Source organism: Demequina subtropica, from assembly GCF_000971235.1.
Taxonomy (GTDB): domain Bacteria; phylum Actinomycetota; class Actinomycetes; order Actinomycetales; family Demequinaceae; genus Demequina; species Demequina subtropica.
Window position 1 is genome coordinate 5,123 of record NZ_BBMB01000004.1, and the last position, 19,517, is coordinate 24,639.

A 19,517-nucleotide genomic window follows, 5' to 3' on the forward strand; every position below is an offset into this window, starting at 1 on the left:
CCCCGCCCCCGTCCCCCGCCCCTTCCTCCGACAGCCACAACGGACCTTGTCCTGGTTTGCCGGCGTGTCGCCGCGCATCGTCCCCCCGGGACGGCGTGTCGCCGCGAACTCCGTTCGCACTGTCGAGGGCGGGAGGAGAGTTCGCACAACCGTCGCAAAACGGACATCTTGCGTTCGCCTGCCCGTCACCGCGATGGTCACCTGCCGCTCCTAGCGTCGCGCCTGGGGAAGGTCCCCACCCCTGAAGGAGCCGCGCCATGCGCACTGCTGCAGTCATTGCCATCACCGCCCTCACCACCGGCGCCGGAGTCGCCACCGCGGGCACCCTGCTCGCCTCATCGCAGACCACCAACCCCTGGTACCAGGGGGCCGATGCGTCGTACGACGCCGTCGCAGCGTCGAAGGCCTCCAACGCGACGCCCAAGAACGTCATCCTCTTCGTCGGCGACGGCATGGGTGTCTCGACCGTCACCGCCGCGCGCATCCTCGAGGGCCAGCTGGCCGGCGAGCCGGGCGAGGAGAACATGCTCAGCTTCGAGGAGTTCCCCAACGTCGCGCTCTCGAAGGTCTACAACGTCGACTCGCAGGTGCCGGACTCCGCGGGCACCATGACGGCGATGATGACCGGCGTGAAGACCGACATCGGCGTCCTCGGCGTCGACGAGGACGTGGTCTACGGCGACTGCACCACCGTCTCGGGCAACGAGCTCACCAGCTGGATGATGCTCGCCGAAGCCGCGGGCAAGTCCACCGGCGTGGTCTCCACCGCGCGCATCACGCACGCGACCCCGGGCGGCACGTACGCGATCTCGCCGCATCGTGACTGGGAGGACGACGGCGACCTGCCGGCCGGCTGCGAGGACTACGAGTACGGCGACATCGCGTCGCAGCTGCTGTCCTTCGACCGCTTCGGGGACGGCTTCGAGGTCGCGCTCGGCGGCGGGCGCCGCCACTTCCTCACGCAGGCCGAGGGCGGCAACCGTGAGGACGGTCGCGACCTCACCGCCGAGTGGACGGACAACGGCGACGGGTGGGCGTACGTCGACTCGGCCTCGGACCTCGAGTCGCTCGACCTCGACTCGACCGACCACCTGCTGGGGCTCTTCACCTCGAGCCACATGTCGTACGAGCACGACCGCGCCGCGGAGGCCAAGGACGAGCCTTCGCTCACCGAGATGACCGAGGTCGCCATCGGCCAGCTCGAGGACGACACGGACGGGTACGCGCTCATGATCGAGTCCGGCCGCATCGACCACGCGCACCACGAGGGCAACGCGTACCGCGCCCTCACCGAGACCATCGAGTTCTCCAACGCCGTCGCGAAGGCCGTCGAGATGGTCGACCTGCGCGACACGATGATCGTGGTGACCGCCGACCACAGCCACGTCTTCACCATCGCGGGCTACCCCGAGCGTGGCAACGACATCCTCGGCACCGCGGGCGAGGACCTCGACGGCGTGCCCTACACGACGCTCTCCTACGCCAACGGCGGGGAGATCGCCTACGGCATCGTCGACGGCGAGGTGGTCCGGCTCGACCCGACCGACAACGACACCACCGCCCCCGACTACCGCCAGCAGGTCCTCATCAACACCGGCGAGGGCGGCGAGACCCACTCCGGCGAGGACGTGCCGATCTACTCGATCGGGGCTCGCGCGCAGCTGTTCGAGGGCGTCCAGGAGCAGAACTACATCGGCGTCTCGATCATCGAGTCGCTGGGCCTCGACAAGGTGAGGTCCAAGACGAAGGCCAAGATCGGCTGGCCCCACCGCCGCTGATCCGCGCGCGATGCCTCCCGCTCCTCGGGGTGGGAGGCATCGCCGCGTCCGGACGCGGTCCGCGACGCACCGGACGTGTTCGCTCACAGCGAAAACCGGTGGCGGGTGCATCCAAGCACGGCCCTTCCCCGGAAGTACCGGACAGAGGCGAGCCGCACCCCGGCGGCCGCCCGGATGGAAGGAGATGGACATGCGCACCTCGATCCTCGCCGGCATCGCCGCCGGCACCCTGCTCGCAGCGGGTACCGCTGCTCCGGCGCTCGCGGTCGACGACGGGAAGGCCGAGCTCTCGGTCCTCCACGGCGTCCCGGACCTCACCGTCGACGTCTACGTGGACGGCGCCCTCACGCTCGACGACTTCGCGCCGGGCGACCTCGCCGGGCCGCTGGAGCTCGACCCCGGCACGTACTCCGTCGCGATCACCGCCGCTGACGCGGCCGACGACTCGGACCCCGTGCTCGGGCCCGTCGACCTTCCCCTCGAGGAGGGCATGAGCTACACCGCCGTGGCCCACCTGGACGAGGCCGGCGACCCGACGGCGTCGCTCTTCACCAACGACCTCACCGCGCCCGCCTCGGGAGAGGGCCGGCTGACCGTGCGCCACGTGGCCGCCGCCCCCGCGGTCGACGTGTGGGCCGACGGCGACGTGGTCTTCGAGAGCCTCGCCAACCCCGACGAGGTCATGGCCGACCTCCCGGTCGGGACCTACGAGGCCGCCGTCTCCCTCGCGGGCGAGACCGACCCGGTGCTCGGGCCCACGGACGTGGCCATCGAGGAGGCGGTCAACACCATCGTCTACGCGTGGGGCTCGGCCGAAGGCGGCAGCCTCGCCGTCGCGGCGCAGACCGTCGCGACTCACGCGGACATGCCCGGTGCGGTGAGCGCCGGGACCCAGGGACTCGCCGCGGACGATGCGGGGATCCCCGCGGGCGTCGTGGTGGTCGCCGGGCTGGTGCTGATCGCGGGCGCGCTCACCACCCGGGCCGTGCTGGTCCGGCGCTAACGTCCACTCCCGGAGCGGGGCGCGTCTCCCCCCTCGCGCCCCGCTCCGACCTCGACCGTGAGGAGGCTCGCCATGCGAACGGGACGCGTTCCCAGCATCGGGACCGCGGCGGTGCTCGCCGCCCTGCTCGCCGCGTGCGCGCCGGCCGAGGGCCGGTCCGCGCTGTCGACGGTGCCGGACACGTCCGCCGCCCCGTCGCCCGAGACGATCGCGGCCGTGACCGCGCCCACGATCGTCGGGCCGGTGCCGGTGCAGCGGGCCGATGCCGCCGCCATCGCCCAGGGTCCCGCGCCCGAGCGGCTGGTGGTCGACAGGCTCGGCATCGACATGCCGGTGATCGGCGTCGGTCTCGACGCGGACGGCGGCATGGAGCTGCCGGACAGCGCCGAGACGGCCGGATGGTTCCGCGCGGCGGGAAACCCCGGCGGCGGACCGCGAGGAGACGGGAACGCCGTGCTCGCGGCACACGTGGACGACGGCGTGGTCGGGCTGGGTCCGTTCGCCGCCCTGCGCGACGCGCGTCCCGGCGACCGCGTCCGGGTGGACCTCGACGACGGCCGGACGGTCGCGTACCTGGTCGACCGCGTCGAGCAGACATCCAAGCGCGAGGTCGACCTCTCGGTGGCATTCGGGGCCGCCGAGAGGGCCCTCGTGCTGGTCACCTGTGGTGGACGGTGGGATGCCGACGTGCGACATTACGAGGACAACGTCCTCGTCTGGGCCTACCCCGAGGGCGCACTGCGGTGAACGTGAGGGCGGCGATGGTGGCGGAGGCGGCGGAGCCTGACGGTGCCGTCGGCGATCGTGCGCTCGACCACGAGTTCGCCGCGGGAGCCGAGGGCTCGCTCGAGAGGCTGTACCGCGAGTCGTCGTCGCTCGTCTTCACGCTGGCTCTGCGTGCGCTCGGCGACCGCGCCGAGGCGGAGGACGTCACGCAGCAGATCTACGTCGCGGCGTGGCGGTCGCGGGAGGGCTTCGACCCGGACCGAGGCTCGGCGCGCGGCTGGGTGGTCGGCATCGCCCGTCGTGTGATCGCCGACGCGCTGGCGTCCCGCACGCGGGACCGGCGCCGCCTCGACGCGGCGCGGCAGGCCGTCGAGGAGCCCACGGCGGACCCGCTCGCGCACGAGGCCGACCGCATCGTCGTGCGGGGCGAGGTCGAGAACCTCGGCCCGCCCCGCTCGACCATCGTGAAGCTCGCGTTCTTCGAGGGACGCACCCATGAACAGATCGCGACCGAGCTGCGGATGCCGCTCGGAACGGTCAAGAGTCACCTGAGGCGTTCCCTGGTGGCGTTGCGACGAGGATTGGAGGCCGCCGATGCGTCACTGTGACGATGCGACCTTGGCCGCGCTCGCGCTGGGCGACCCGGTCGACGCCGCCGATGCGGCACACGCCGAGGTGTGCGAGGCCTGCGCGCACGAGGTCGACGCGCTCCGAGCCCTCCAGGCGACGCTCGTGGACGCGGGCGCGTCGTCGCCCCTCGTCGCGCCGCCGGATGCGCTGTGGTCCGCGATCGAGACCGAGGTCGCCGGCGATCAGGGTGGGGATCTGGAGGTCGCGGACCTCGGGGAGCGGCGGCGCGCCTCCATGACGCGCCGGACGGCCCGCCCGTGGATGATCGGGGCGGCCGCCGCGGCCGGGATCCTGGTGGGCGCCGTGGGGGTCTCGCTGTTCACCCGCGACGCCGACCCGGGCGAGGAGCTGGTGGCCGAGGCCGCACTCGCGGACCTCGCGACGGAGGCGCCTGCGGGCACCGCGCGCGTGGAGCAGCGCGACGACGGCACCGAGGTGCTGGTGGTCGACACGACCTACGTCGCGACGTCGGCGGGCTCACTCGAGGTGTGGCTCATCGACCCCGATGTGGTCGGGATGGTGTCGGTCGGCTTCCTCACGGGCGACCACGGGGAGTTCGAGATCCCGCCGGGCTACGACGTCGCGAGCTTCCCCATCGTCGACATCTCGATCGAGCCGGCCGACGGCGACCCGACGCACTCGGGCGACTCGATCACGCGCGGCGTCCTCGAGAGCTGACGGCCGGGTGCGAAGGTCCGGCGCGCATCGTCCCTACGGACGCTGGGAGAACCGCTCGAGCAGCTCGCCCTCGCCCGCGACCACCAGCAGGTCCTCGGGCCCCACGACGGTGTCGGGGCGGGCGTACTCGAACTCCTCGCCCGCGCGCTTCACGCCGATGACGTGGACGCCGTACGAGCCCTGCAGGTCCAGCTTCTCGAGCGTGAAGTGGTGGGTCTCCTTGGGGGCGGACATCTTCACGATGGTGAAGCCGTCCTCGATCTCGATGTAGTCGAGCATGTTGCCGCCCACCGAGTGGGCGATGCGCGCGCCGGCCTCGGCCTCGGGCAGCACCACGTGGTGCGCGCCGATGCGCTCCAGGATGCGCTTGTGCTCGACCGAGGTCGCCTTCGCCCAGATCTCCTTGACGCCGATGTCGACCAGGTTGCCCGTGATGAGCACCGAGGCCTCGAGCGACGTGCCGACGCCCACGACTGCGGCGGAGAAGTCCTGCGCGCCGATCTGCTCCATCGCGCGCGGGTCGGTCCCGTCCGCCTCGACGCAGGGGATCCGCTTGGACCAGCGCTCGACCACGGCGGGATCGCGCTCGACGCCGAGGACCTCGACGTCCATGTTGTCGAGCGTGTCCGCGATCGCGGAGCCGAAGCGGCCCAGGCCGAAGACGATGACGCCGGCCGCGGTCGAGTCGTTGCTAGCCAATGATCGGCCTTTCTGACGGGTAGCGGATCACGCGCCGCTGCCGGTTGAGCATGAGCGCCGAGGCGAGCGTGAGCGAGCCCACGCGTCCCAGGTACATCGTGATGATCAAGGTCATCTTCGCATCGCTGTCGATCGAGCCGGTGATGCCGGTCGAGAGGCCGCACGTCGCGTAGGCGGAGACCACCTCGTACAGCGCGCGGTCGAGCGCGATGTCGGTCTGCCACATGAAGATCCCGGTGGTGACGATGACGACCATGAGGCCCATGAGCGTGATGGACACCGCGACGCGCAGCACCTCGGTGCCGATGCGCTTGCCGAACGCCTCGATGTCGCGGCGACCGCGCGCCTCGGCCCACGCCGCGAGCACCAGCACCGCGAGCGTGGTGACGCGGATGCCGCCCGCGGTCGAGCCCGAGCCGCCGCCGACGAACATGAGGACGTCCTCGAGCAGCCACGTCTGCTCGCGCGCGAGGCCGATGTCGAAGGACGCGAAGCCGCCCGAGCGTTGGTTGATCGACTGGAAGAAGATGTTGCCGATGGTCTTGCCCGACGAGTGGTCGCCGAGCGTGTCGGGGTTGGTCCACTCGAACACCGCGAGGAACGAGGCCGAGATGAAGGCGAGCGCCGTCACCGTGACGAGCGTGAGCTTGGTGTGGAGCGACCAGCGTCGCGGGGTGCGCCACTGGCGGATGAGGTTGAGGTAGACGGGGTAGCCGAGCCCGCCGATGAACACGCCGAGGCCGATAGGGACCAGCATCCACAGGTCGCCCGCGTACGGGTAGAGGCCCAGGGGGTCGGGCGTGAAGCCCGCGTTGTTGAACGCGGAGACGCCGTAGAACAGCGAGTAGCCGAGCGACTTGGGCCAGCCGTAGTCGAGCGTGAGGAAGCGCGGGATGAGGATCGCGGCGATCACCAGCTCGACCGTGGTCGAGACGATGATGACCGTGCGCAGCAGCGACGCGAGGTCGCCCAGGCCCGAGGCGCGGGACTCGCCGGCCGCGAGGATGCGCTGCGTGAGGCCCAGTCGACGCGACACGGCGAGGCCGGCCAGCGAGGCGAGGGTCATGATCCCGAGGCCGCCGGCCTTGATCCCGAGGCCGATGATCGCGAGGCCGACGGGCGACCAGAACGTGCCCGTGTCCACCGTGGTGAGGCCCGTGACGCACACGGCCGAGGTGGCCGTGAAGAGCGCGTCGATGAACGGGGCGCGGTGCCCGTCGGTGGTGGCCCACGGCAGCGACAGCAGCCCCGTGAAGATGAGGATGGTGAGCGCGAAGGCGCCGAGGGTGAGGCGGGCCGGCGACTCGAGCGCGACGCGGTCGACCCATTCGCCGAACGCATTGCGCGCCTCGCGCAGGCTTGCCATCGGTCTCCTCACCTCGGGGCGCGTCCGCCCTGCTTGCGGCCCCGCGCGTGAGCCTAGCCCCACCCCCATCATCGGCGCGTCTCCCACACTTCACAACTGTCACATCAGCCCCTACAGTTATGAGTGCGTCCGGCCGATAGATGCGCTGGATGCTTCGAGAGGGACGAGACGACATGGCTGAGAATTCGCGCACCACCTTCCTCACCGTTGCGGAGGTCGCGGAGATGGTCCGGGTCTCGCGCATGACGGTGTACCGGTGGATCCACAACGGCGAGCTGCCCGCGGTGCGCTTCGGACGCTCCTTCCGCGTCCCGCAGCAGGCGGTCGAGCAGTTCATGGAGCAGGCCGCGCTCGCGGGAGGGTACCTCACCGAAGATGACGGCAGGGCTACCGGCACGGTAGGCTAGGGGATCGTCTGTCGCGTCCAGCGCGGCCTGGACGCCGGCGTGCGTGAGCACGCTCCGCACGTTTTTTATCGAATGAGGTAGGTCCCGTGGGTTCCATCATCAAGAAGCGCCGCAAGCGTATGTCGAAGAAGAAGCACCGCAAGCTGCTTCGCAAGACGCGCCACCAGCGCCGCAACAAGAAGTAAGCGCACCGCGCTTCGCACGCCCGTCCCGCCACCCGGCGGGGCGGGCGTTCTGCTGTCCCGACCCATCCACGGAAGTGGTAGCTCAGTGTCGGCTTCCGGACATCGCCACCTCGCAGTGGTTGCTGGTTGTCGTGCTGAAGCCCGCGTGCACATCGGAGGCGAGGTCCGCGGAACGCGATCAGCCGAGGCCGCGGACACACCTGAAGACGCAGAAGGTGAATGCGGCGAGGCAGAGGCTGATGCAGCCTTGGATCGACAGCGCCCCACCGAGGCCGCTTGTCGCCAAGCAGCCGAACAGGCACGTGATCTTCTGGCTGACGCACTCCGTGACGCACTCCGGCGTGCCGAGGATTCCGCCGCCTGCGAGGAGGTCGCCCGCCTCGAGGGAGAGCTGGGGCGCGACGTTTCTCACGAGTGCCACGACGGCAGGATCGTCCGAGCTGAGGGTCGAGCCCTCCCATGCGACCTCTTCGCCGGTGCCGAGGACCCTGAGCGGGGGCCTCGGGCGATCGGTCGTGCAGTTGCAGCAGCTGTCCACGAGGGCATAGGGCGCGAGGACTTCGTCGTCCGCGGTGCCGCGTACCACCGCTGCGCTCCAGCCGATGGTCGGCTCCACCACAAGACGGAGCCGGTGAGGTCCCCTGAATCCGGGCGAGAACTCGACCGTTCCGACGGCGGCTTCGTCGTCGGGCTTCGTTTCGACGTGCATGACGATCTGCTCGGACCCGATGGTGAGGATGGTGTCCGCACTACAGCTGCCGTCGGGGGCCAGCCACTGAGTGTGTCGTATCGCTGCTCGGTTGTCCGGCTCGGACACCTCCATATCGAGGTGAGAGCCGGCGTCGTCCTGCCAGGTGCTGATGGTCATCGTCACATCCCTCTCTCGACTTGGCCCCCTCCCGACTGGGGCGGCGGCAGCAAGCGTGCAACGTTGCGGTCAACGGAAGGTCGATGCGCGGTCGACGTCCCCGGGGTCCACGGTCACCAGACAGACAGCGCGCCCGGGAATCTTGGCGATGTGCCGCAGACGAGGGTGTCTTGCGAGGCGGCTCGCCGTGCCGGGATTCGATCCGGGCGGACTGTCGCGGAGCGCCTGGCCGCGACAGTCAGCGACCACTGTGAGGCGAGAACCTCCCAGAACCGACCAAGGGCTACCACTTTCGGTGGGGCCGGGGGCCGGGGGCCGGGGGCCGGGGGCCGGCGGCGGCGGCCGTCGGCGGCGCGGCTACAGCTCGCGCGCCTCGTCCGGGTGCGGCGTCTCAGGCTTCGCGGCGCGGCGCGGCAGCCGGAACAGCCCGCGCACCGCGCCCTTGATGCCGCGCGAGACCTGGATGGTGATCCAGGCGGCGCCGGTGATGGAGGACTTCACGATGCCGCGGCGGCCGCTCTTGCGGCGCTTGCGGAACTCGCGCATCGCCCAGCCGCGCTTGGTGGCGAGCCTGCGCATCTTCGGGTCCGGGTTGATCGCGCACGGGTGGCCCACGGTCTCGAGCATCGAGGCGTCGTTGACCGAGTCGCCGTACGCGTAGCTGGACTCCAGGTCGAGCCCGCGTTCCGCCGCCAGGGCGCGCACGGCCTCCGCCTTGTGGGGGCCGTGCAGGAACTCGCCCACCAGGCGGCCGGTGTAGTGGCCGCCCTCGTGCTCGGGCACGGTGCCCAGCGCGCCGGTGGCGCCGATGCGCCGCGCGACCATGCGGCCGACCTCGACAGGGGAGGCGGTGACGAACCAGACCTCATGGCCGGCGTCGAGGTGCTCGTCGATGATCGCCTTGGTGCCGGGGTAGACGCGGCTCGCGAGGAGCTCGTCGTAGACCTCCTCCGCCACCGCGGTCATCTCGGCGACGGACCAGCCCTTGACGATGGTCAGCCCGTGCTGGCGGAGGCGGTCCATCTGCTCGTGGGACTCGCCGAAGAGGACGTAGGCGGCCTGCTCGTACGCGAACTTCACGATGTCCCGCAGCGTGAAGTAGTCACGCTGCCAGAGGCCGCGCGCGATGTGGAACGAGCTCGCGCCCTTGATCACCGTGTTGTCGACGTCGAAGAACGCGGCCACGCGCGTCCCGGGTCGAGCGGCATCGGAGGTCACCGCTCAACTGTACCGAGGGCCCCGCGGGACCAGGCGCCGGGGTGGCCGACGTCACTCGGCGCCTATCCTTGGGCGATGCGCTCCCGAGCAGTCCTCTACAGCCGCGTCGGCTGTCACCTGTGCGACGACGCCCGCGACGTGCTCACCGGCGTCTGCGGGGAGGCCGGCATCGACTTCGAGGAGATCGACATCGACGGCGACCCGGACCTCCGGGCGCGCTACGGCGACGAGATCCCCGTGGTGACGGTGGACGATGCGATCGTGGGCTTCTGGCGCATCGACCCCGAGCGCGTGCGCAAGGCCCTCGCGTAGACGGGTGACAATAGGACCCATGTCCCGCGTGCACGTCCTTCGCCACGGCCATGTCCACAATCCCGAGGGGATCCTGTACGGCCGCCTTCCGGAGTTCCGCCTGTCCGAGACCGGACAGGCGATGGCCCAGGCCGTCGCGGACCATCTGGTCGCGGTGGACGCCGGGATCGGCCGCGTGGTCGCCTCGCCGCTCCTGCGCGCGCAGCAGACCGCCGCGCCCATCGCGGCGGCGTTCGGTCTCGACATCGCGACCGACGAGCGCGTGATCGAGGCCGACAACATCTTCGCGGGTGAGCGCACCCCGCGCCCGGTCGACTTCCTCAAGCCCAAGAACCTGTGGCGCGTCCGCAACCCCTGGACGCCCTCGTGGGGCGAGCCCTACGTCGAGCAGGCCGCGCGCATGCGCGCCGCGATCATCGACGCTGCCGCGGCCAGCCCTGATGCGCCCACCGTGATCGTGAGCCACCAGCTCCCGATCTGGGTCGCACGATGCTCGGCCGAGGGACGCTCGTACGTCCACGACCCGCGCTCGCGCGAGTGCGCGCTCGCCTCGCTGACGTCCTTCGACGTGGACGGCGACAGCATCGTCTTCGCCGGCTACGAGACCCCCGCCGGGCATATCGAGGTGCCGCGGTGAAGCCCGCCGCGCGTATCGCCATCCTCATCGCCGTGGTCGCCGCGATCGTGCTCACGCTCGCCGCGTGCGCGCCGGGCGACGCCGCCGAGTCGCCCGGCTACGTGTCCGGCGACGGCACGGTGACGGTCTTCGACGCAGGCGACCCGGTCGCGCTCGCGGGCACGTCCTTCGCGGGTGATGCCGTGGACGTCGCGGACTACCGCGGCCAGGTGGTGCTCATCAACACCTGGTACGCCTCGTGCCCGCCGTGCCGCGCCGAGGCCTCCGACCTCGCGGAGCTCGACGCGCGCGACGACGTCCAGATCATCGGGGTCAACGGCAGGGACGATGCGCCCACCGCCGAGGCCTTCGAGCGCACCTTCGGGATCAGCTACCCGAGCATCGACGACGCGGACGGCGCCGCGACCGCCGCGCTCCAGGGCGTCGTCGCCATGAACGCCGTCCCCACCACGCTCGTGATCGACACGGAGGGCAACCTCCACGCGCGGGTCATCGGCACCGCGGATCCGTCCACGCTCCGCTCGCTCATCGAGGAAGCCGGCGGCGCCGCATCGTCCGGCGCGGACTCGACCGCCGGGGCCGAGTGGTGACGCCGCTGGTCGCCGACGGATCCTTCGCCGGCATCGCCCTCTCGGGCTCGATGGCGCTCGCGATCCCCGTGGCGGTTCTCGCGGGCCTGGTGAGCTTCGCGTCCCCGTGCGTGGTGCCGCTGGTGCCGGGCTACCTGGGATACGTCTCCGGCATGGCCGGCACGGGCGGGACGGGCAAGGCCTCGAAGCCCAAGCTGATCCTCGGTGCGCTGCTGTTCGTGCTCGGCTTCTCCGCGGTGTTCGTGACGTTCGGCTTCCTCGCCTCGTCTCTCGGCGCGACGCTCGCGCCCTACCTCACGCTCATCACGCGCCTGCTGGGCGTGGTGATCATCCTGCTCGGCTTCGCCTTCATGGGTGCCGTGCCGTTCCTCCAGGCGGAGAAGCGCATGCACGTGAGCCCCACCGCCGGGCTGGCGGGCGCGCCCGTGCTCGGCGTGGCGTTCGGCCTGGGCTGGACCCCGTGCATCGGCCCCACGCTCGGCGCCGTGTACGCCCTGAGCCTGTCCGAGGCGACCCAGGGGCGCGGCGTCGCGCTCGCGATCGCGTACTGCGTGGGGCTCGGCCTGCCGTTCGTGCTGCTCGCCGCGCTGTTCGAGCGCTCCGGCAAGGTGCTGGGCTGGCTCAAGCGCCACCGCCTCGCGCTCATGCGCATCGGCGGCGCGCTGCTCATCGTGCTCGGCGTGCTCCTGGTGACGGGCCTGTGGGACCGCCTCGCGCTCGAGCTGCAGGGCTGGATCGACGGCTACTGGACGGCGGTCTGATGGCGCGCGTCAAGCTCGACAACTACGTCATCGCCGACGCCCCCCGCCTGGGTCCGCGCGGCTGGCTGCGGTGGATCTGGCGTCAGGTCACGTCGATGCGGGTCGCGCTGATCCTGCTCCTGCTGCTGGCCCTCGCCTCGATCCCGGGCTCGGTGCTGCCGCAGTGGCCGCAGGACGCGGCCGCGACGCGCGCGTTCATCGACGCGAACCCGTTCTGGGGACCGTTCCTCGACGCGACGGGCTTCCTCGACGTGTTCGGCTCGGCGTGGTTCACCGCGATCTACGTGCTGCTGTTCGCGTCGCTCATCGGCTGCATCGCGCCGCGCGCGGTCCACCACTACCGGGAGCTCCGCCGTCCCATCGCCGCGACGCCGCGGTCCCTCGCGCGCTACGCCCCGGTCTCGGAGGACTCCCCGCTGGCGGTGGACGATGCCGTCGCCGCGGTGCGCGCGGCGCTTCGGCCCCGGCCCGGTCGCCTGGGCGCGCTCACGGGCTACCGCGTGCGGCTCGACCGCCGCGAGGACGGCGCACTGGCGCTCGCCGCGGAGACCGGCGCGGTCCGCGAGCTGGGCAACCTGGTGTTCCACACGGCGCTGGTGCTGGTGCTGCTCGCCGTCGCCTACGGGACGCTCTTCACCTACCGCGGCCAGGCGATCGTGGTCGAGGGCCGATCCTTCACCAACGCGGTGGTCGCGTACGACACCTTCTCCTCGGGCGCGCTCTTCGATCCGTCCGACCTCGACCCGTTCACGCTGCGGCTCGACTCGCTCGACGCATCGTTCTCCGACACCGGCCGCCCGCTGCACTTCCAGGCGAACGTGACCTTCACCGAGCCCGGCGAGGACCCGGTGCAGACCGACATCTCGGTCAACCACCCGCTCGAGTCCGGCGACGCCAAGATCTACCTCCAGGGCAACGGCTACGCGCCGGTCATCACGGTGCGCGACGCCGCGGGCGAGGTCGCGTTCTCGGGGCCTGTGGTGTTCCTCGCGCAGGATGCCGCGTACACCTCCACGGGTGTCATCAAGGTGCCGGACGTGAGCTCCGGCGAGCAGCTGGGCTTCAAGGCGACGCTCTATCCGAGCTTCGTCGAGGGGCCGTTCGCCGTCGCGTCGGTGCACCCCGATCCCGCGAACCCCGTGATCGAGATGCTCGCCTACACCGGCGACCTGGGACTCGACACGGGCGTCCCGCAGAACGTCTACCGCCTCGACGAGTCGCAGCTCAGCCCCGTGCAGGACGAGGACGGCCAGCCGGTCACGCTGCGCCTCGCGCTGGGCGAGACGGTCGAGCTGCCCGACGGGCTCGGGTCGGTGACCTTCGAGGAGCTGCCGCGCTACGGCGCGTTCGACCTGCGCGCCGACCCGTCGCTGCCCTTCCTGCTGGTGGCCGCGATGCTCACTCTCGCGGGCCTCGCGACGTCGCTGTTCGCGTCCCGTCGCAAGGTCTGGGTGGTCGCCCGGGCGGAGGGCGGAACTACAGTGGTCACCGGCGCCGCGTACGCGCCCGCGCACGATGCGGGCGTCGCCGGCGTCCTCGAGCGCGCCATGGCCGCGGCCTCCGGTCGTGAGCCGTCCCCGGGCGCGGAGGAGAGGGAGCAGTCATGAATCCGACCGACCTCAGCGTCGCCGCCCTGAGCGGTGCGACGGTCCTGTACGCGATCGCGATGGTCACGTACGCGATCCGGCTCGCGCGGGTCGCCGACGACAAGGTCGCGGCGAAGGCCATGGCACGCGAGGCCGTCGCGGTCGGTGGCGGCACCCCGGCGGCGCCGTCGGCGCCCGCCGCCTCCGCATCGTCGCGCGGTGCCCGGGCCGCCAAGGCTGCGGGCATCGCGCGATCGACCACCCTGGTGGGCGCGCTGCTCCACGCCGTGGGCCTCGCGGCGCGCGGGATCGACGCGGGTCACGTGCCGTGGTCGAACATGTACGAGTACACCATCTCGGGCTCGTTCTTCGCGGTGCTGGTGTACCTCATCGTCCAGCGCAAGCGCGACATCGCGTACCTCGGCGCGGGCGTCACCGGCTTCGCCGCCGTCTCGCTCGGGCTCGCGCTCACGGTGCTCTACAAGGATGTCGACACCCTGCCGCCCGCGCTTCAGAGCTACTGGCTGGTGATCCACGTCTCGATCGCGACGCTCGTCACGGGCATCTTCGCGGTGTCCTTCATCGCGACCTCGCTGCAGCTCATGCGCGACTACCGCGAGCAGGGGGAGCTGCCGGTCGAGGGCGGCGCCGTCCAGGTGGCGTGGCGCCGCTGGCACAACACGCTCGTGCGTCGCTACCGCCGCACCCGCTGGCTCGAGGCCGTGCCGCCCGCGGCGCAGCTCGAGGCGCTGTCCTTCCGGCTCAACGCCGTGGGCTTCGTCTTGTGGACCTTCACGGTGATGGCCGGAGCGATCTGGGCCGAGCACGCGTGGGGCCGCTACTGGGGCTGGGACCCCAAGGAGGTCTGGTCGTTCGTGATCTGGGTGCTCTACGCGGCGTACCTGCACGCGCGCACCACCCAGGGCTGGGCCGGCCGCCGCAGCGCGTGGCTCGCGATCGCCGGCTTCACCGCGCTCATCATGAACTTCACCGTGGTCAACCTGTTCTTCCAGGGGCTCCACACCTACGCGGGATCCTGACGGTATGAAGATCGCGCTGGTGCTCGACGACAGCATCGACCGTCCCGACGGCGTGCAGCAGTACGTCCTCACGCTCGGCGCCTTCCTGTCGCGTTCGGGGCACGAGGTGCACTACCTGTGCTCGACCTCCGCGCGATCCGACGTCACGGTGCACTCGCTCGCGCGCAACGTCGGGGTGACCTTCAACGGCAACGGGCTGCGGATCCCCCTGCCCACGTCACGGCGCGCGATCCGGGAGCTGCTCGACCAGGAGCGCTACGACGTGATCCACGTCCAGACCCCGCACTCGCCGCTGTTCGCCGCGCGCGTGGTCGACGAGGCCCGCAAACTGCAGGCGCGCTCGGTGCGCATCGTCGGGACGTTCCACATCCTGCCGGACTCCCGTCTGTCGGAGCTGGGCACGCATGCGCTGGGCCGAGTGCTCGCGCGCAACCTGCGCCGCTTCGACGCCTTCATGGCGGTGTCCGAGCCCGCGGCCGAGTTCGCCGCCCGGACCTTCGGGATCTCCGCGACCGTGGTGCCGTGCCCGGTCGAGGTGACGCGCTTCGCCGCGGAGGCCGCCGCGCGGGACCCCGAGCCGGGGGAGGACGGCCGGCTGGTGGTCGCGTTCCTCGGTCGGCTGGTCGAGCGCAAGGGCGTGCTCGAGCTGGTCCATGCGCTCGACGCGCTGCCGGTCGAGCTGCAGGAGAGGCTCGAGGTGCGCATCGGCGGGCGGGGCCCGCTCATGGGCGACCTCGAGGCCGCCATCGAGGTGAGCGCGCTGTCGCGCGTGTCCCTGCCGGGGTTCGTGGCCGAGGAGGACAAGGCCGCGTACTTCGCCGATGCCGACATCGCGGTGTTCCCCGCGACGGGCGGCGAGAGCTTCGGGATCGTGCTCGTCGAGGCCATGGCGTCGGGTGCCGGTGTGGTGCTCGCGGGTGCGAATCCGGGGTACCTCTCGGTGATCGGCGACGATCCGCGGGTGAGCGTGGATGCGCGCGACTCGAACGCCTTCGCGGCGGCGCTGCGGCTTCTCATCGAGGACTCGGCGGTGCGGGAGGAGCTCCACGCCGAGCAGGCCGAGCGCGTGCAGCGCTTCGACGTCGAGCGCGTGGGCGCGCAGGTGCTCGAGGTCTACGGGGTCTGACAGCCGGTCCACCCCGCCGCGCCACCCCCCGCACTCCGCCGCGCCACCCCCCGGAAGTGGTAGATCGTGGTCGGTTTCCGCGGTTTCTCGCCTCGCAGTGGTACCTCAGTGCCGGTTTGGCGTCGGCGGCCCGGCGCCCGCATCGTGGGGCGACACTCACCTACCACTGTGGCGCGAGCATCGTCGAGAACCGACCATGAGGCACCAATTCCGCGGAGGGGCGGTCAGCGCGGCGGGGCCGTCGAGGTCCTCACCACCAGGGCGGTGTCCATGCGGACGTGCTGCTCGCACTCCTCGCCGCGCACCAGCGCGAGCAGCATGTGCATCGCCTCCGCCCCCATCTCCTGGAGCGGCTGGCGCACGGTGGTGAGGGGCACGGGCGCCGCGGCCGCCTCGGGGATGTCGTCGAAGCCGACGATCGAGAGGTCGTACGGCACCGCGAGCCCGGTGTCGAGCGCGACGTCCATCGCGGCGAGGGCCGTCGTGTCGTTCGCCGCGAAGATCGCGGTGGGCGGCTCGGGCAGGCTCAGCATCGACTCGGCGGCGAGCGCGGCGAGCTCTGGCTCGTAGTTGGTCTCGACCACCAGGTCCTCGTCGATCTCCACGCCTGCGGCCTCCATCGCGGCGCGGAAGCCCTCCTCGCGGCGGCGGCCCGAGTCGAGGTCGCGGCGCCCGCCCAGGAACGCGATCCGGCGATGCCCGAGCCCCAGCAGGTGCTCGGTCGCGAGCCGCGCGCCGGCGACGTTGTGCGAGTCGACGGTCGGCAGCGACGAGGGGCCGTAGTGGGGGTCGATCGCCACCACGGGCACGCCCGTCGCGGTGTTGAGGACGGTGGGGGTCACCAGGATCGCGCCGTCGATGAGCGTGCCGCCCAGGCGGGCGAGCGATCGGCGCTCCCAGCCGTGGCCGTGGCCGCCGGAGTGGGCGAGCAGCTCGTAGCCGGAGCCCTCGGCCGCAGCCCAGGCGCCCTTCATCAGCTCCGCCGAGAACGGCTCGAAGCCTCCGACCAGGATCCCGAGCACGTTGGTGCGCTGGCCCCGCAGGCCCGCGGCGGAGAGGTTGCCCGCGTAGCCGACCTGGTCGATGACCTCCTGGACCCGCGCGACCGTCTCCTTCGAGACGCCGTAGCGGCCGTTCACCACCTTGGAGACCGTGGCGACCGAGACCCCGGCGATGCGCGCGACATCGGCGAGCTTGACCCGAGCGACCGGTTCCATGTCCGCATCGTATCCGCGTCCGGCGGGTGCGCCGCGCCGAGCCTGCGCCCCGCTGACGCATGGGTGCGAGCACAGCGAACTGTGCTGGCGCCCCTGTGTCAGGGGGACGCGGGGAGGAAGGCGCGAGCGAGTCGGGCGCGCATGTCGCACGTTCACATCATGCCCGATGCGAAAACGTTATCGATAACGATTGACGTCGCAACGATGCCCGTGTGAGACTCACGCTGTTCGACCTGAGTCAATGGAGACGAAAGGGGACATCATGGCGAACATGCGACGTGCCGCTGCGGGAGCGGCGATCGCGGCATCCATGGCACTGCTTGCGGCCTGCAGCTCGGATGGGGGCGACGACGGACCGACGTCGGGCGCGACCTCCGGCGGAGGCGGCGGGGACGAGCCGGTCACCCTCACGTGGTGGCACAACGGAGTGGCCGGTGACACCGGCGAGAACTCGCTCGGCGACTACTGGGACCAGGTGGCCGCCGACTACATGGCGGACAACCCGAACGTCACTATCGAGATCGAGCAGATCCAGAACGAGGACCTCCAGCGGACCCGCATCCCCACCGCGCTGCAGTCGGGCGACGCGCCCGACCTGTTCCAGCAGTGGGGCGGCGGCGAGATGGCGGCGCAGGCCGAGGCCGGCTACCTCATGGACCTCTCGGACGTCCTGAGCGATGACATCAACCGCCTCGGCGGCGGCGTGGCACCGTGGCAGGTCGACGGCGTCACGTACGGCCTGCCGTTCCAGTTCGCGGTCGAGGGCATCTGGTACCGCCCGAGCCTCTTCGAGGAGGCCGGGATCACCGACGTCCCGACCACCATGGACGAGCTCGGCGACGCGGTCCAGAAGCTGAAGGACGCCGGCATCGTGCCCATCGCGGTCGGTGCGGCCGACGGCTGGCCCGCCGCGCACTGGTGGTACAACTTCGCGCTGCGGTCCTGCGCACAGGACGTGGTCGCGAGCGCCGGCACCTCGCTCGACTTCTCCGACCCGTGCTGGGTGGACGCGGGCGACCAGCTGCAGGCGTTCATCGACACGGATCCCTTCCAGCCGCAGTTCACGTCGACGGTCGCGCAGACCGGCGCGACGTCCTCGGCCGGCATGGTCGCCAACGGCGACGCGGCGATGGAGCTCATGGGCCAGTGGAACTACTTCGTCTACGAGGGCTTCACGGACGGCTCGGACGAGGCGATCGCGGCGCTCCACGAGGACCTCGACTGGTTCCCGATGCCCGCGACCGACGGCGGCTCGGGCGACCCGTCCGCCGCGATGGGTGGCGGTGACGGCTTCTCCTGCTACGTCGACGCCCCGCCGGAGTGCGCGGACTTCCTCGCGTACATCGTGAGCGACGACGTCCAGCGCGGCTACGCCGAGGCCGTCGGAGGCCTGCCGGTCGCCCCCGCGGCGTCCGACGCGGTCACCGACCCGGTCCTGCAGAAGATCGCGCAGACCACGTCGAGCGCGGCCTACGTCCAGCTGTGGATGGACACCCTCCTCGGACCCAACGTCGGAGGCGCCATGAACGACGGCATCGTCAACATCTTCAACGGCACGGGCGACGCCCAGGGCGTGGTCGATGCGATGGTGGCCGCCGCCGCGACGTCCTGACCTGCCCGATCCGAGTAGAAAGCGAGGCGCCCTGGTGACCGCACTGGAGGCCTCGGGTCGGAACGCGGACCCCGTCGTCGAGCAATCGACGGCGGGGTCCCGCCCCCCGACCCCCGCAACCGACCACCCCCGCCGCGCGAACGTCCGCAAGTGGGCCGAGATCGCCCTCTTCGTGGGCCCCGCGCTGGCCCTGTTCCTCACCTTCGTGGTGTACCCGGTGATCTCCGCCGCGCGGTACTCGATGTACAAGTGGAACGGCGTCTCGCAGTTCTCCGACGCGGAGTTCATCGGCTTCGAGAACTACGCCCGCGCGCTGTTCGGCGGCACCAGCCCCGACACCAAGCAGGCCTTCACCACGGCGTACACGCAGCCGTTCTGGGAGGCGCTCAGCCACAACTTCGCGATCATCTTCCTGTCGCTCGCGATCCAGCTGCCCCTCGCGCTGATCGTCGCGCTCACCCTCAACCGCAAGTTCCGCGGACGCGCCTTCACGCGCGTGGTGATCTTCGCGCCCTACGTGCTGAGCGAGGTCATCGCCGGCACCATGTGGCTCATCATCTTCGACCCCAACGGCGTCGCGACGCAGTGGATGCGCGCGATCGGGCTCGATATGCCCGCCGGGGGCTGGTTCGAGGACCCCACTTGGGGGTTCTGGACCGTGTTCTTCATCATCACGTGGAAGTACGTGGGGCTCGCGATCATCCTGTTCCTCGCCGGCCTGTCCGGCGTGAGCGAGGACCTCCAGGAGGCCGCGTCCATCGACGGCGCGAGCTGGTGGCAGATCCAGTGGCGGATCAACATCCCGCTCATCGGCCCCACCATCCGCATCTGGGCGTTCCTGTCGATCATCGGATCCATCCAGCTGTTCGACATGGTGTGGGTGCTCAACCGCGGCGGCACCGCGGGGCAGTACTCGACCATCGCGAGCTACATGATGGAGATCGGCTTCTTCCGGTCCGACTGGGGCTACGGCTCCGCGATCGCCGTGATCATGTTCTTCCTCTCGTTCGTCATCGCGCTCGCCTACATGGCGACCATCCTGCGACGCGACAACGCGCATCCCGGAAAGGCCAGGTAG

21 protein-coding genes are annotated in these 19,517 nt (G+C 71.1%); 16 read left to right on the forward strand and 5 right to left on the reverse strand.

The window, feature by feature from the left end:
* Positions 1 to 257: 257 nt before the first annotated feature.
* The 5 genes from AOM06_RS03635 (at position 258) to AOM06_RS03655 (ending at position 4,815) form a co-directional block, all read left to right on the forward strand.
* Entirely contained in the window at positions 258 to 1,778 is a 1,521-nt protein-coding gene (locus AOM06_RS03635) for an alkaline phosphatase (protein WP_062302935.1), read from the forward strand.
* 190 nt (positions 1,779 to 1,968) lie between these two features.
* Positions 1,969 to 2,781, forward strand: coding sequence for a DUF4397 domain-containing protein (locus tag AOM06_RS03640; protein WP_062303452.1), 813 nt, complete (start codon positions 1,969 to 1,971; stop codon positions 2,779 to 2,781).
* A gap of 72 nt (positions 2,782 to 2,853) precedes the next feature.
* Entirely contained in the window at positions 2,854 to 3,528 is a 675-nt protein-coding gene (locus AOM06_RS03645; protein ID WP_062302938.1) for a class F sortase, read from the forward strand.
* Positions 3,525 to 4,115 (forward strand): RNA polymerase sigma factor, encoded by a 591-nt coding sequence (locus AOM06_RS03650; RefSeq protein ID WP_228372844.1) that lies wholly within the window; start codon positions 3,525 to 3,527, stop codon positions 4,113 to 4,115. Before AOM06_RS03645 ends, AOM06_RS03650 begins: the two co-directional genes overlap by 4 nt.
* Positions 4,102 to 4,815, forward strand: a complete 714-nt coding sequence (locus AOM06_RS03655) for an anti-sigma factor domain-containing protein (RefSeq protein ID WP_082105281.1) — start codon at positions 4,102 to 4,104, stop codon at positions 4,813 to 4,815. Before AOM06_RS03650 ends, AOM06_RS03655 begins: the two co-directional genes overlap by 14 nt.
* Positions 4,816 to 4,848: 33 nt before the next feature.
* Here the strand turns inward: AOM06_RS03655 and AOM06_RS03660 are convergent, their stop codons facing one another.
* Positions 4,849 to 5,514, reverse strand: coding sequence for a potassium channel family protein (locus AOM06_RS03660; RefSeq protein ID WP_062302949.1), 666 nt, complete (start codon positions 5,512 to 5,514; stop codon positions 4,849 to 4,851).
* Positions 5,507 to 6,880: a TrkH family potassium uptake protein gene (locus AOM06_RS03665; protein WP_062302953.1), complete on the reverse strand. Its 1,374-nt coding sequence runs from the start codon at positions 6,878 to 6,880 to the stop codon at positions 5,507 to 5,509. The genes AOM06_RS03660 and AOM06_RS03665 overlap by 8 nt, the downstream gene beginning before the upstream one ends.
* 173 nt (positions 6,881 to 7,053) lie before the next feature.
* On the opposite strand from AOM06_RS03665, the gene AOM06_RS03670 reads away from it, so the two are divergent.
* Together AOM06_RS03670 and AOM06_RS14320 are read left to right on the forward strand one after the other, a co-directional pair.
* Positions 7,054 to 7,287, forward strand: a complete 234-nt coding sequence (locus tag AOM06_RS03670; protein WP_062302957.1) for a helix-turn-helix domain-containing protein — start codon at positions 7,054 to 7,056, stop codon at positions 7,285 to 7,287.
* 86 nt (positions 7,288 to 7,373) lie between these two features.
* Positions 7,374 to 7,472, forward strand: a complete 99-nt coding sequence (locus tag AOM06_RS14320; RefSeq protein WP_074789180.1) for a 30S ribosomal protein bS22 — start codon at positions 7,374 to 7,376, stop codon at positions 7,470 to 7,472.
* Positions 7,473 to 7,650: 178 nt separating this feature from the next.
* On the opposite strand, the gene AOM06_RS03675 is transcribed toward AOM06_RS14320, so the two are convergent.
* Positions 7,651 to 8,340 carry a hypothetical protein gene (locus AOM06_RS03675; protein ID WP_062302960.1) on the reverse strand — a complete coding sequence of 230 codons (690 nt, stop codon included), beginning with the start codon at positions 8,338 to 8,340 and terminating at the stop codon, positions 7,651 to 7,653.
* Positions 8,341 to 8,697: 357 nt separating this feature from the next.
* Complete coding sequence (locus AOM06_RS03680; RefSeq protein WP_082105282.1) at positions 8,698 to 9,558, reverse strand: HAD family hydrolase; 861 nt, start codon at positions 9,556 to 9,558, stop codon at positions 8,698 to 8,700.
* A 75-nt stretch (positions 9,559 to 9,633) separates the two neighbouring features.
* On the opposite strand from AOM06_RS03680, the gene AOM06_RS03685 reads away from it, so the two are divergent.
* The 7 genes from AOM06_RS03685 to AOM06_RS03715 are packed head-to-tail and all read left to right on the forward strand — an operon-like array spanning position 9,634 to position 15,610.
* Positions 9,634 to 9,870 carry a glutaredoxin family protein gene (locus tag AOM06_RS03685; RefSeq protein WP_062302963.1) on the forward strand — a complete coding sequence of 79 codons (237 nt, stop codon included), beginning with the start codon at positions 9,634 to 9,636 and terminating at the stop codon, positions 9,868 to 9,870.
* A 19-nt stretch (positions 9,871 to 9,889) separates the two neighbouring features.
* Positions 9,890 to 10,507, forward strand: coding sequence for a histidine phosphatase family protein (locus tag AOM06_RS03690; protein ID WP_062302967.1), 618 nt, complete (start codon positions 9,890 to 9,892; stop codon positions 10,505 to 10,507).
* Positions 10,504 to 11,097, forward strand: a complete 594-nt coding sequence (locus AOM06_RS03695; RefSeq protein ID WP_156163573.1) for a TlpA family protein disulfide reductase — start codon at positions 10,504 to 10,506, stop codon at positions 11,095 to 11,097. Before AOM06_RS03690 ends, AOM06_RS03695 begins: the two co-directional genes overlap by 4 nt.
* Positions 11,094 to 11,858, forward strand: coding sequence for a cytochrome c biogenesis CcdA family protein (locus AOM06_RS03700; RefSeq protein WP_369401397.1), 765 nt, complete (start codon positions 11,094 to 11,096; stop codon positions 11,856 to 11,858). The genes AOM06_RS03695 and AOM06_RS03700 overlap by 4 nt, the downstream gene beginning before the upstream one ends.
* Complete coding sequence (resB, locus tag AOM06_RS03705) at positions 11,858 to 13,465, forward strand: cytochrome c biogenesis protein ResB (RefSeq protein WP_062302971.1); 1,608 nt, start codon at positions 11,858 to 11,860, stop codon at positions 13,463 to 13,465. Before AOM06_RS03700 ends, resB begins: the two co-directional genes overlap by 1 nt.
* Positions 13,462 to 14,484, forward strand: coding sequence for a c-type cytochrome biogenesis protein CcsB (ccsB, locus tag AOM06_RS03710; RefSeq protein WP_062302974.1), 1,023 nt, complete (start codon positions 13,462 to 13,464; stop codon positions 14,482 to 14,484). The genes resB and ccsB overlap by 4 nt, the downstream gene beginning before the upstream one ends.
* Positions 14,485 to 14,488: 4 nt before the next feature.
* Positions 14,489 to 15,610: a glycosyltransferase family 4 protein gene (locus AOM06_RS03715; RefSeq protein WP_062302977.1), complete on the forward strand. Its 1,122-nt coding sequence runs from the start codon at positions 14,489 to 14,491 to the stop codon at positions 15,608 to 15,610.
* Between the two features lie 224 nt (positions 15,611 to 15,834).
* Here the strand turns inward: AOM06_RS03715 and AOM06_RS03720 are convergent, their stop codons facing one another.
* On the reverse strand, positions 15,835 to 16,827 hold the full coding sequence (locus AOM06_RS03720) for a LacI family DNA-binding transcriptional regulator (RefSeq protein ID WP_062302980.1): 993 nt from the start codon (positions 16,825 to 16,827) through the stop codon (positions 15,835 to 15,837).
* A gap of 262 nt (positions 16,828 to 17,089) precedes the next feature.
* Between AOM06_RS03720 and AOM06_RS03725 the strand changes: the two genes are divergently transcribed.
* Both AOM06_RS03725 and AOM06_RS03730 read left to right on the forward strand, forming a co-directional pair.
* Complete coding sequence (locus AOM06_RS03725) at positions 17,090 to 18,439, forward strand: ABC transporter substrate-binding protein (protein ID WP_062302984.1); 1,350 nt, start codon at positions 17,090 to 17,092, stop codon at positions 18,437 to 18,439.
* A gap of 34 nt (positions 18,440 to 18,473) precedes the next feature.
* Positions 18,474 to 19,517: a carbohydrate ABC transporter permease gene (locus AOM06_RS03730; RefSeq protein ID WP_062302988.1), complete on the forward strand. Its 1,044-nt coding sequence runs from the start codon at positions 18,474 to 18,476 to the stop codon at positions 19,515 to 19,517.

What these genes read in the sequence shown, in the direction of transcription:
- AOM06_RS03635 (WP_062302935.1), top strand. Translation starts at nt 258, where the DNA reads ATGCGCACTGCTGCAGTCATTGCCATCACCGCCCTCACCACCGGCGCC.
- AOM06_RS03640 (WP_062303452.1), top strand. Translation starts at nt 1,969, where the DNA reads ATGCGCACCTCGATCCTCGCCGGCATCGCCGCCGGCACCCTGCTCGCA.
- AOM06_RS03645 (WP_062302938.1), top strand. Translation starts at nt 2,854, where the DNA reads ATGCGAACGGGACGCGTTCCCAGCATCGGGACCGCGGCGGTGCTCGCC.
- AOM06_RS03655 (WP_082105281.1), top strand. Translation starts at nt 4,102, where the DNA reads ATGCGTCACTGTGACGATGCGACCTTGGCCGCGCTCGCGCTGGGCGAC.
- AOM06_RS03665 (WP_062302953.1), bottom strand. Translation starts at nt 6,880, where the DNA reads ATGGCAAGCCTGCGCGAGGCGCGCAATGCGTTCGGCGAATGGGTCGAC.
- AOM06_RS03670 (WP_062302957.1), top strand. Translation starts at nt 7,054, where the DNA reads ATGGCTGAGAATTCGCGCACCACCTTCCTCACCGTTGCGGAGGTCGCG.
- AOM06_RS03675 (WP_062302960.1), bottom strand. Translation starts at nt 8,340, where the DNA reads ATGACCATCAGCACCTGGCAGGACGACGCCGGCTCTCACCTCGATATG.
- AOM06_RS03685 (WP_062302963.1), top strand. Translation starts at nt 9,634, where the DNA reads ATGCGCTCCCGAGCAGTCCTCTACAGCCGCGTCGGCTGTCACCTGTGC.
- AOM06_RS03690 (WP_062302967.1), top strand. Translation starts at nt 9,890, where the DNA reads ATGTCCCGCGTGCACGTCCTTCGCCACGGCCATGTCCACAATCCCGAG.
- resB (WP_062302971.1), top strand. Translation starts at nt 11,858, where the DNA reads ATGGCGCGCGTCAAGCTCGACAACTACGTCATCGCCGACGCCCCCCGC.
- ccsB (WP_062302974.1), top strand. Translation starts at nt 13,462, where the DNA reads ATGAATCCGACCGACCTCAGCGTCGCCGCCCTGAGCGGTGCGACGGTC.
- AOM06_RS03715 (WP_062302977.1), top strand. Translation starts at nt 14,489, where the DNA reads ATGAAGATCGCGCTGGTGCTCGACGACAGCATCGACCGTCCCGACGGC.
- AOM06_RS03720 (WP_062302980.1), bottom strand. Translation starts at nt 16,827, where the DNA reads ATGGAACCGGTCGCTCGGGTCAAGCTCGCCGATGTCGCGCGCATCGCC.
- AOM06_RS03725 (WP_062302984.1), top strand. Translation starts at nt 17,090, where the DNA reads ATGGCGAACATGCGACGTGCCGCTGCGGGAGCGGCGATCGCGGCATCC.